A 10,111-nucleotide genomic window follows, 5' to 3' on the forward strand; every position below is an offset into this window, starting at 1 on the left:
AGGTAATACCCTAAGCAAAAGCAAAAATAACACTAAAGCTCTAATAATACGGCCCCGTAGCTCAGCCAGGAAGAGCGGCGGCCTTCGGAGCCGTAGGTCGTGGGTTCAAATCCCACCGGGGCCGCCAGTTCTGCGTTCTATCTTTCCATACCGTGTTACATATCGATGTGTTTCCTGTTACAGAAGGTTTAAATACCCTGCTGTGGCAATGAGTACAGCAGGTGAAGCCCATGGTTGATTGCGAGCTCATTAACATCGAGAAGATAGGCAATGAGGAGCGTGTCAGGATTATCAACTACGTCATGGAGAAGAAAGGTGTCAAGGCCCGTGACCTTGGCGTGACCCTCAACCTAATCAGCATGATTAGGAGCGGTAAGAGGCGTGTTACTGAGGACCTGCTTTGCCGTGCCCTTAAGTTCCTCAGTAATGAGGAGCTTGCCAAGCTCCTTGGTCAAATACCCGAGCTTGAGCCAGCAAGCATTAGCGATTTAGTTAGGGTTGTTGCCAGGGCTAGGGCTGACCCAGAGTACAGGGACCTACTCCTGTCTTACCTGGACAGGTATCTTGGTGATTACGTTAGGGCTATGGGTAATAAGTGGGTGGTTACTGAGCAGGACATTGAGGAGTTTATCAAGGCGAAGAGGCTTGAGGGGGTTACCGAGAAGACCTTGAGGGATTACACCCACTACCTCAGGGAAATGCTCGCAGAACTCAACTGGAACCTAACGCCCGACGGCATTAGGGAGTACCTATCCGGGTTGGCTGAGGAGGGCGAAGAACATGTACTACACCACCTAACCACAGCCCTAAAGTCCCTACTCAAGACAATACTTGAACCCAGAGACCCATTCCTATTCGGCTTGCTCTACCACGCATTCAAGACGTACAAGGCAAAGAGCAACAACCGCATTAAGCTACCCACCATTGACCAGCTACGCCAAATCTGGCAACAACTACCAACAATAGAGACCAGGTTCTACTTCGCACTCCTGGCAGAGACTGGGTTGAGACCAGGTGAGCCATTCCTCCTGAGCATTGATGACTTGGACCTTGAGCATGGCATGCTCAGGATTGGTAAGGTCACGGAGACTAAGCGTGCCTTCGTTGCGTTTTTGAGGCCAGAGTTCCTGGAGTGGGTTAAGACCAACTACCTCCCGCACAGGGAGGCGTGGATCGTGAGGATGGCAAAGCTGTGGGAGTCGAGCAACCTGTTTACCCAAGAAGTCATTGAGAAAGCAAAACGAAAGCTGATACCCTTCGACCAATCGCGCCTAAGGCGTGAGATTAAGGACACTGCCAGGCAGGTGCTTGGGCGTGAGTTTGAGTTGTATGAGTTGCGTAAGTTCTTCGCAACCCACATGATAAGCCAGGGCGTGCCCGAGTCCATAGTCAACACCCTGCAGGGTAGGGCGCCACCCAGTGAGTTTAGGGTTTTAGTTGAGCATTATTGGAGTCCTAGGCACGAAGAGCTTAGGGGTTGGTACCTGAAGTACGCGCCTAGGGTTTGTTGTGATTAATTTCCCTTTCCGTCTTCATCCCCTCTCTCCTCTCCTTCGCCAATGTAATCGTATTCTTCGTAAATGTGGTTGTAACCAGCGTTGTAGCCACTCAATACTAATTATAATAAGTATTAAAACTGTTGTTGTGCAACAAGCATAAATTGCCGCATATATGAGGCCTACATGAGGTAATTCGATGAATGCGAATAGGAGGAGCATGTATATCATACCTACGTACATGGCGTATACGAGGTGGTATGACCTCATTTCGTAAACCCCACGCTCATAGTTTTTTATTTCTTTACAGAGCACGAGTTTATCTGCGCCTTTTGTGTTGTAGGGTATTGTGAATTTTGCGCACTTGCACTCTATTGCCTCTATGCATGCTGCCCTCTCTATTTGGAAGTGCCTCACCTTGTATGATACGTGCATCATAACGAAGGTGAACCCGGCGAGCGCAATGAATAGGGCTACCCTAACTCCGTACTCACTACTCGGTATGTAGTGAAACGCAAGCGTCAAGATAACACCTACAGCGGTCATCGTACCGAACGGTAATTGCCAAAGTATGGCATCATAACGCCTCCAATCCTCAACCAACCTCTCATAAACCTTCCAAACATTGTCAGAGCACTCAACCTTATTCATGCACTCACTGCAAAGATTATCCTTATTGCATATTTCACAGGGTGGTCCACACAATTGCGCCACAGAGATGTAAAAAATAAAAATACTTTAAGTGTTGCTGAGAGCCTATCGAGAACTTATTAATGCGCAATGCTTTAGTTACCCAATGATTACTTACTTTGATGTTGAGCCTAACTCGTGCACGCACACTCCTGGTCTTGGCTTTTGCACTAGCCTTATCCATCGCCTTTATTCTTCATGGTGAGGTTTCTACGCCGTATGTGAACACGAACTATGTTGAACCACCGCCTGCCGAGACTACGACGTATGTCATTAGCCTAAGTGAGTACTGCCCTGCATGCCTAAACTGCCCATGCACAACCTACGCAAACGTTAACGTCTATGCATACGCATTTAAGCCCAGTAACTACGTCATTGGGCTACTGACGTCGCTAAACGGTGCATGGGTTGGTGAGTGCTGGTCCAGTGAGGTCTATGCAAGCCCTGGGCCTTTCAACCTATCCATAAGCCAGTGCCAATTGCCGAGTAGTTACGACCACGTTGGAATACCACTCTACTACTACCCAACCGGTGGTTCCGTTTGGATCCAGTCAGTGGACATCTACGGGCTTGGTCAATACTGCACCTTAGCCGCTATCCCTCCGAAGATAAGCAATGTAACGATAGCTAAGAACAGCGGTGTAACCAACGTGCCTGGTTATGAATTCTCAGTCTACATAGACTCACCAAGCACCGAGAATTACGTCACGCTCACCATCTATTATGGGAGCACCGTTGTTTACCAGGTCTATAAGTATGTCCAGCTACCGAGCCAGTGGGCTTCCTGCACAACACTGAGGGTTGACTTCGGACCAATACAACCACTGGTCTGTGGAACATACACAATTGTCGCGACGGAGTCAACCCCAGGAGGCTCACAGAGTCAATACACAACAACGCTCAATGTACCATGCCCATACACAACAATAACGTTGATTGTTGATTCGGGAGGTTCGGTTGTGGTCTCGGGCAACGCCTCGGGCACCTACACGGGTCCGACGACAACGACTATCAACGTGCCTGTTGGTTCCGAGGTCACGTTTACTGCTGCCCCGGGTAGTGGTTATGTGTTTAGTCAGTGGCTTGTTAATGGCTCATCAATTAGTGCGAACCCAATCACACTGACCATAAACGGGCCAACAACAATTGAGGCTGTGTTCGGGCAGGCGGTACCGCCAACAACCACTATACCACTCACCGTCTACTTCTCATCAACTCCAGCCACCGGTGTTGCTGTTCAGTACTCAGCCTATGTGAATGGTGAGTTGGTGACCACGGTGAGTGCCGTGACTGGTCCAGGCGGTTCCGTTGAGTTAACTATACCAACACCAAGCCCGGGCCAACCGGTCACAATCAACGTGACAGTCCAGTCATGGAGGGGTATACTGCTTGATTACACGTACAGCTACACCCTAACGAGTGCTGAGCCGATAACAATAACGGTACCCTCGGCAGAGCTTGTGGTAACGCCGGTGAACCCAAGCGGTGGGGCCCTAGTGAGTGCCGTTGTGAACATCACGTGCTCCGGCATACCAATAGCCAGCGGTGTTGGTCAGCAGACGGTCGTAGTCCCAATACCGAGTAGTGGCTCGATAACCTGCACAATAACAGGCTCAAGCAACGGCATGGCAGCAACAACAGTGACACTAACGAGCTCGCAGGCTGGGCAGGTAATAACGAGGACTCTGGTTATACCAGTGAGTGAGCACTACACACCAAACATGGGCTTCATTATGCTAATAACCGTGATAGCACTACTCGTGGCTGTGTTGGCAGTATTAATAGTTGTGATTTTAAGGTTGAGGAGGTAGGGCATGGGTTAGGCACAACGAAGCAAACCATCAAAACCACAAATAAAAACCCGTTAAACATAATCGCTAACCCCCGGTGGAGGGCGTGGTGTCATTGTACGTTTAACATTCCCGACCTCGCGGTTTTCCTTATCGCGTTTATGATCGCCTTAATTATTAAACCATTAACTTGATACTTTGTGTCCTTGTCCACCGCCATCGCGTATCCAATGATATCGAGTACGTCGCTGAGGGTGAAGTCCACGGCACCAAACCTAAACTCATTATTGAGTGCATTCGTGAGGTGTCTCCTGATTCCATCAAGCCAATCAAGCGCGTAATCACTGAGTATAACCAGTGCGCCTTTTTGCTGCCCAGGCTTTTCAACACCGTTGTTTTCAACGCTTTCAACCTGTGCCTTTTCTACCTGTTTACACCTCAGCAATTCGGCGATTACGTCGCTGAACGATGATAAGCCCCTCTCCTCCTTCAACCTCCTCAACTCCTCATACTCCTTATCATGCACCCTAACAAATTTCCAACCCACAGAAACATGTAAACCACACCCATTAAAAACCTGTTTACACCACGGTGAAACATGTAAACAACCTTAGTTACTAATCCCCACAAGGTTCACCACGCCCAGTTCCTCGACATACTCAATAACGCCAACTTTGACTAGGGCCTTGATGGTGATCCTTACCGCGGTAAGTAACCTGGCGAAGAGTGGGTCATTTATGTTCACCACTACATCAATGCTTGAGTTGATGCCCAGGGCACGCCTGAACCTCACAACCCTAGCATCGCCACTCCTCAACACATCAATCACGAGCCTAACCAAACCAACACTCGGGTACCTAACCAAATAGGCATTAAGCAACCAAACCACGAAGCCCTCGACCACGCCGTTACCAACACCCAAGGCCCTACCCAACTCAGCAACAACCTCACCCGGAACCCTCACCACCATGGGCACCACCAGCAAACGGTTATTGAGAACCAAGTCAAGCGGTGACTTGACTCAATACCCACGAGAAAGCACGAGCCGTGCCTACGGCACAAGAAAAACAACGAGAAACAGAACACGCATTTCAACCACCCAGTGCCAAACACGGTGCACCCAATGTTGCACCAACACGTGAAAACTAATGCATTAGTTTGCATGTGCTTGTGCAACGTGTTGTGCAACGTAGTCGGCACTGTGGCGTGTCTCTTTCTCTTTATCAATTGGTGTTTATTTTGCATTGATGTCGCCTTGGGGTTGTGTGTTTTCTGTGTCTTCTGTTGTTTCGGTAGTTGGTGGTTTTAGGCATAGTGCCCAGGGTGTCCTGCCTTGTGGTGTTCTTATTCGTTGTTTGATGGGTGCCAGGCTCTTCAGTGCCTTGATTGCCTTGGCGATGTTGTCCTGGTTGTTGATTATGGGTTCTAGGTCCTTGGTGCTTAATTTACTGAGTGCATTGGTTAGTTTCTGTATCGTGAGTTCGGCCTGGTTTTCCTGTAAATCCAGGCCGAGTAGTTCTAGGGCTGTCTTGAATTCCTGGGTCTTTATTACCTCTATGAGTTCCTGATATGAAATGCTCATTGCCTCTAGTTCCTCGACGTTTATGCCCTTGTTCCTCAAGGTCTCGATGGGTATGCAGAGCAGTTTGTCTGTGGTTACCCTGGCTCCGTAGGCGACCTTCTGTATTGCCTCGAGTACCAACGGGTTCTCGGCGATTCTGTCGTAAAGCTCCTCAGGCTTGAATGGGGTTTCCTGGGTTGACTTCTTGAGCCTTGAGTATGTGAGTTGGGCGACTGCCAGTATTTCATTAATTAATTTAAGGAACTTATCCATCGCCGTGGTTTGCTCCGTCTGCCTTGCCCCGTGCTTATCGAGCCAGGTGTAGATTGCGTGCATCAATGCGTTCCTGGCGATGTGGCTGTTTAACACGGGCACCTGCCTCTTAACGCACTCATAGACTTCGTCAAGGTCGCCCTCGCAGGTTAGCTCTATGGACGGCACGGTTGACCTGAGCCTAACAATGTACCTAATGCCGTCTACATCATCGATTACCTGCACGTCCTCGACAACGACAGGCATGACCATTTTGTCGCCCCTGTAAATACCGTCATCCTCAACCTCGAAGCTCTGAGCAGAGGATCGCTTACTCACCTCTTTCAGGAACTCAGATACCAATGTATTGACGTCCTGGGTTTGGTTTTTAAGCTCCTGGCTAAAGTCGCTATAACCCTCCATGGGGATCGCCCTCTCCGCCCGCGGGTAGGACGCCCCACCCGCGGTGCGGGGTGGTTTTAAAGCGGGGCGTGTTGGTTCACGTCTATGCCGACGCCATCATCCTCGAGCCCTTGAGACGCTCGTAATCATCAAAGTGAACCCAGATAGTGCCATTCTTAGCCTTCGCTATTGACCACGTTGGTATTTCGATGAACCAATCATTACCGTCCTTAACAAGCAGTTTCAACCTCACCAACTCATTCATCAACCCCTCAACACCCTGGCCCTGTCTACCCACGACATTTAAGACGTAGTCGTCATCATTAATCGACACGCTCAACCTCAGCACCGCACGCCCATCGCTCGTTTGCCCAGGCCTAAGCATACCCTTAACCCTAGCCTTAGTTGTGAAGCTGAAGGGCACGCTCATGGTTCACCACCCTCTGTTATTGTTATTATAGCATTCAGTTCCTCATCTTTTTCACGAAGTCTCTCCCAGGTTGGGGTGAGCTTCCTTGGTAAAAACACGCCGACGTAGTACGTTCCTTTCTGTACCAGCTTCACGAGTCTCGCGTTTATTGCCATACCAGCCATCTCGAGGGTTACTTTCTTGTTAATGTATGGCGTTAATGCATCTATCGTGGGCTTGTCTCTGATGATTGCTATGTAGTTTTGCTTCGATTTCCAAATACGTACCCTAACCGGGATTTTAATTACTACTAGTTGCCCCATACCGACTAGGGTACATAGTTCCCGTTCTTAAATCTGTATTAACCGCTATATTTAACGAGAACCTTCTCGTGAAAAAGATGAGTATGAGAAAATTTCTAAGGAGAAGATTTTATAAAATAGGGCGCAAGCTCTGTAGTAATGGGTGCAGGGAAGGAAGGTGGATTCATTAGGTACAGCAAGTACATGTTCCCGTTCGTGGACTGCGTGATTAGGCTTTACTCAGAATTAGGTAAACCCGTCCCAATAAGCGATGTTGAAGATTGCATGAGGGATATTCACGCCCTGAGGAGCACGGGCGGGCAGTACGAAGGTAGGGACGCGGCATTGGACAACGGCTTCGTCATAGGCGTGCCCGTGGGTCGCAGAACCAGGTATGTACCGACAATGGAGGGTGTCGTTAGCACGGGCCTTTACTTTGGCTTATTAAATGTCACCAACGACATACCCGTCGGTAATATTCCTTGCTTATTAAAACTCCTTAGGATTAATTTAGGCTTGAATAGGTTATGGTTTGCGTTTACAATGCTATGGTTAAAAAACCAGGCGGCACAAGCGCCTTCAAATACAGATAATTTAGCTAAGGAAATGGAACGGTTACACATATATTTTATGAATTTTGTGACTGCTAAGGCATTACTGGGGATAGAAATTAGAGACCTTAATCCCATGTATTATAAATTAGTGATGGATACCATCAAAGGTGGCATTGTGTCACTTTTTAAAGCACCGTTACCTTCAGGAGGTAAAATTCCAATTGATTTAAATTTCTACTTAAAACTCATAACCAAGGCGTGTGGCACAATACGATGGTGAGAGCTCGGCGTGATTTTTTGAAAAATTGAAAACAAAAAACAAAAAATTTCAATTTTTCAAGAACGTGGTTTTTTGGTTTGATATATAAACCAAAACGATGATTTGGTTGAATAATTGAATGTAAAAGTTAACGAAAAATTAAAAATTACCTGCTGTAACGCTGTATCAATAAGTGCATGTTGTTGAACGTGAGTATGAGGCGTGGGGAGCATTTGTTACGGTCTCTTCGTGTTAAGCACCTGTCGTGCTTGTTACGTATTTGTGGCCTTCGGAGCCGTAGGTCGTGGGTTCGAATCCCACCGGGGCCGCTAAATTCTTGAAAAATTCTATTTGATTTTAATATAAATACTATTACCGTTGAAGTAAATTATTTATGGTCTCTATTTACGGCCTCATTGACTAGTTTATAGCCGTACTCAACAGCCCTTTTCCATGTACTCTCTCTTATGAATATTAAGTATCCTGCCAGAAATAATGCCATAAAGAATACGGCGCTTGTGAATCCGATGAATAGTCCATACTTAATGAATAGGTAACTCACTATTATCGAGTTGAACGCACCCATTAGATTTAGTATACCGTTGTATATGCCATACACTGTTGCTGTTGTTCCTGGCGGTGCTATATCAAAACCATTAACTGCGTATGAACCAACCGTAAGATTCATAAGTCCCGCAGCCGTTGCTAATAATAACGCTGTTGGTAATAATTCATGAGCCGTACCTGTGAAGTACGATAAACCAACAAAAACGATCATCAATGCCATTGGTACGATAGAACCAAGTCTCCTACCCATAACCTTACCAAAGCGTGCAACTAACCAATCATTAAATGGCCCCGATGCTACGAAGCCCACGAAAAGTGCCGTATCAATTGCTGCTGAGTAATAACCGGATTTTGTGACAGAGTGGACAAAGGCACCATACATTAATGGAGGTAGCCAGTACAGGAATGTGTAGAGTATGTATCCAAAGGAGATGAATGTTAAGAGAACGCCGATGCCTGCCTGGGTTGTGAACACAATACGTAATGCTATTTTCCAAGCATCGCCCGAGTTTAAAACAGGTTCTGTAGGTAAAACCTTACCTTCCTGAATATATTTAAGTTCTGCCTCATTAACCCATGGATGCTTTTCCGGATTATCCCTAACCACGAAATACCACACAACAGCAAGTATTACACCTAAGACACCAAAGAATATGAATACCCCTCTCCAACCTAATAGTGAATAAAGGGCTGCACCACCTGCTAAGCCTATTATTGGCCCTATGGCCTGGCCAGACCCGGCCCACGTAAATGCCTTTGAAGGATCCTTCACACTAGCCCAATTCCTACTAGCTTTTGAGTTTATGGGTCACACGGGACCCTCAGAAGCGCCCATTAGGCCTCTCACTATAGCCATTGATAAGAAGTTGAACGCAGCTGCCGTAAATGCCGTAAATGTGGACCACAATCCAAAGAATACAGCCATTGCCTTTCTAATACCCAATTTATCAGTAATCCACCCACCAGGAAAGTTAAAGATTGCATAGGATAAAGACCATATAAATAATATCAGACCTATATTAGCCAATGCAAGATGTGATAAGGGAGCACCTGGTCTTGACCATCCAAATGACACTGAAAATGCAGGTTCCGTCAGTACCCAGATCTCCCTATCTGCATAGTTGAACGTTATCGCGAGGAACAATAAACCAACCACAAGCCATCTAATATTGCTTCTCCTAAGTACACGACCCTGCTCCTTCCTCATAGTAAACAAATATTTCGACCCCTTCTTTTTAAGTATTATATTTTTATCTACATAGTTTCAAATCAATATTTATTATTGATTCTACGAGATTGGTGGATTTTGCAATTCTTACAACCATGGTTCTCGAACTCTCGCTGAGGATATTGGGATCTTTACAATCACTTAGATATACATAAACCCTGTTTTCACTAGGGCTATTAATACCATGCACCACGGCTATACAACATGGCACACCTGTCTCCTCTGCAATTATTATAATGTCCCCACTCTCTATTCCAGGATTTAAACTTAGCATTAATGGATGCTGACTTGAGCAACGGCAGGGTTCTGCACAGTCCCTGGTTATACTAAGCCAACAATTCATAGTTACTAATGAGGTAGTGACGATGTTAGTATTAATACTTTATTTTGCCTAAGGGTGCTGAAATAAAAATAAAGGGATTGTTTTTAATTTTGATTTTTAGTTTGTTTTTTGTTTTGTTTAGGTTATTATGTTTCCTTGTTCGTCTACCTTCGCTATTACCTTCCTAACAGTCTTACCATCTGGCGTCTTGAACAACGCCATCACAAAACCCTTCCTACCCTTAGGCTGCACCTTCCAAACCTTCGTAGGCTTCAACTT

Annotated in this window: 10 protein-coding genes, 1 tRNA gene and 1 pseudogene; 4 read left to right on the forward strand and 8 right to left on the reverse strand. The window is 46.5% G+C overall.

The genetic code is table 11. The features are described 5' to 3' along the window. The first annotated feature begins 50 nt into the window (after positions 1-50). Together B7L70_RS10455 and B7L70_RS10460 are read left to right on the forward strand one after the other, a co-directional pair. Positions 51-127 (forward strand) — tRNA-Arg (locus tag B7L70_RS10455). Between the two features lie 103 nt (positions 128-230). Next, on the forward strand, positions 231-1,517 hold the full coding sequence (locus B7L70_RS10460) for a site-specific integrase (RefSeq protein ID WP_143701626.1): 1,287 nt from the start codon (positions 231-233) through the stop codon (positions 1,515-1,517). Between the two features lie 15 nt (positions 1,518-1,532). Here B7L70_RS10460 and B7L70_RS10465 read toward each other — a convergent pair whose 3' ends face one another. Then, positions 1,533-2,147, reverse strand: a complete 615-nt coding sequence (locus tag B7L70_RS10465) for a hypothetical protein (protein WP_143701627.1) — start codon at positions 2,145-2,147, stop codon at positions 1,533-1,535. A gap of 161 nt (positions 2,148-2,308) precedes the next feature. On the opposite strand from B7L70_RS10465, the gene B7L70_RS10470 reads away from it, so the two are divergent. Beyond that, entirely contained in the window at positions 2,309-3,997 is a 1,689-nt protein-coding gene (locus B7L70_RS10470) for a hypothetical protein (protein ID WP_143701628.1), read from the forward strand. Positions 3,998-4,088: 91 nt separating this feature from the next. Here B7L70_RS10470 and B7L70_RS10475 read toward each other — a convergent pair whose 3' ends face one another. The 5 genes from B7L70_RS10475 to B7L70_RS10495 form a co-directional block, all read right to left on the reverse strand. Next, entirely contained in the window at positions 4,089-4,523 is a 435-nt protein-coding gene (locus B7L70_RS10475; protein WP_081228034.1) for a hypothetical protein, read from the reverse strand. A 63-nt stretch (positions 4,524-4,586) separates the two neighbouring features. Next, positions 4,587-4,943, reverse strand: coding sequence for a hypothetical protein (locus tag B7L70_RS10480; RefSeq protein WP_101940282.1), 357 nt, complete (start codon positions 4,941-4,943; stop codon positions 4,587-4,589). Between the two features lie 267 nt (positions 4,944-5,210). After that, the gene (locus tag B7L70_RS10485; RefSeq protein ID WP_143701629.1) at positions 5,211-6,212 is read right to left on the reverse strand and encodes a hypothetical protein; all 1,002 of its coding nucleotides are present in this window, start codon (positions 6,210-6,212) and stop codon (positions 5,211-5,213) included. Positions 6,213-6,294: 82 nt separating this feature from the next. Next, entirely contained in the window at positions 6,295-6,621 is a 327-nt protein-coding gene (locus B7L70_RS10490; RefSeq protein ID WP_081228042.1) for a hypothetical protein, read from the reverse strand. Beyond that, on the reverse strand, positions 6,618-6,923 hold the full coding sequence (locus tag B7L70_RS10495) for a hypothetical protein (RefSeq protein WP_081228045.1): 306 nt from the start codon (positions 6,921-6,923) through the stop codon (positions 6,618-6,620). Before B7L70_RS10495 ends, B7L70_RS10490 begins: the two co-directional genes overlap by 4 nt. A gap of 138 nt (positions 6,924-7,061) precedes the next feature. Here B7L70_RS10495 and B7L70_RS10500 point away from each other — a divergent pair, with 138 nt between their 5' ends. Then, a complete protein-coding gene (locus B7L70_RS10500) occupies positions 7,062-7,736 on the forward strand; it encodes a hypothetical protein (RefSeq protein ID WP_081228048.1) in 675 nt (224 codons plus the stop codon). Between the two features lie 367 nt (positions 7,737-8,103). On the opposite strand, the pseudogene B7L70_RS10505 reads toward B7L70_RS10500, so the two are convergent. Continuing rightward, positions 8,104-9,489: pseudogene (locus tag B7L70_RS10505) on the reverse strand (MFS transporter). A 481-nt stretch (positions 9,490-9,970) separates the two neighbouring features. Further along, positions 9,971-10,111: chromatin protein Cren7 (locus B7L70_RS10515; protein WP_081228054.1), on the reverse strand; the 141-nt coding region annotated here is incomplete at its 5' end.

It is taken from the genome of Vulcanisaeta sp. EB80, assembly GCF_002078205.2.

Coding starts and splice junctions, on each gene's coding strand:
- B7L70_RS10465 (WP_143701627.1), bottom strand. CDS start 2,147: ATGAATAAGGTTGAGTGCTCTGACAATGTTTGGAAGGTTTATGAGAGG.
- B7L70_RS10490 (WP_081228042.1), bottom strand. CDS start 6,621: ATGAGCGTGCCCTTCAGCTTCACAACTAAGGCTAGGGTTAAGGGTATG.
- B7L70_RS10460 (WP_143701626.1), top strand. CDS start 231: ATGGTTGATTGCGAGCTCATTAACATCGAGAAGATAGGCAATGAGGAG.
- B7L70_RS10470 (WP_143701628.1), top strand. CDS start 2,309: ATGTTGAGCCTAACTCGTGCACGCACACTCCTGGTCTTGGCTTTTGCA.
- B7L70_RS10485 (WP_143701629.1), bottom strand. CDS start 6,212: ATGGAGGGTTATAGCGACTTTAGCCAGGAGCTTAAAAACCAAACCCAG.
- B7L70_RS10500 (WP_081228048.1), top strand. CDS start 7,062: ATGGGTGCAGGGAAGGAAGGTGGATTCATTAGGTACAGCAAGTACATG.
- B7L70_RS10495 (WP_081228045.1), bottom strand. CDS start 6,923: ATGGGGCAACTAGTAGTAATTAAAATCCCGGTTAGGGTACGTATTTGG.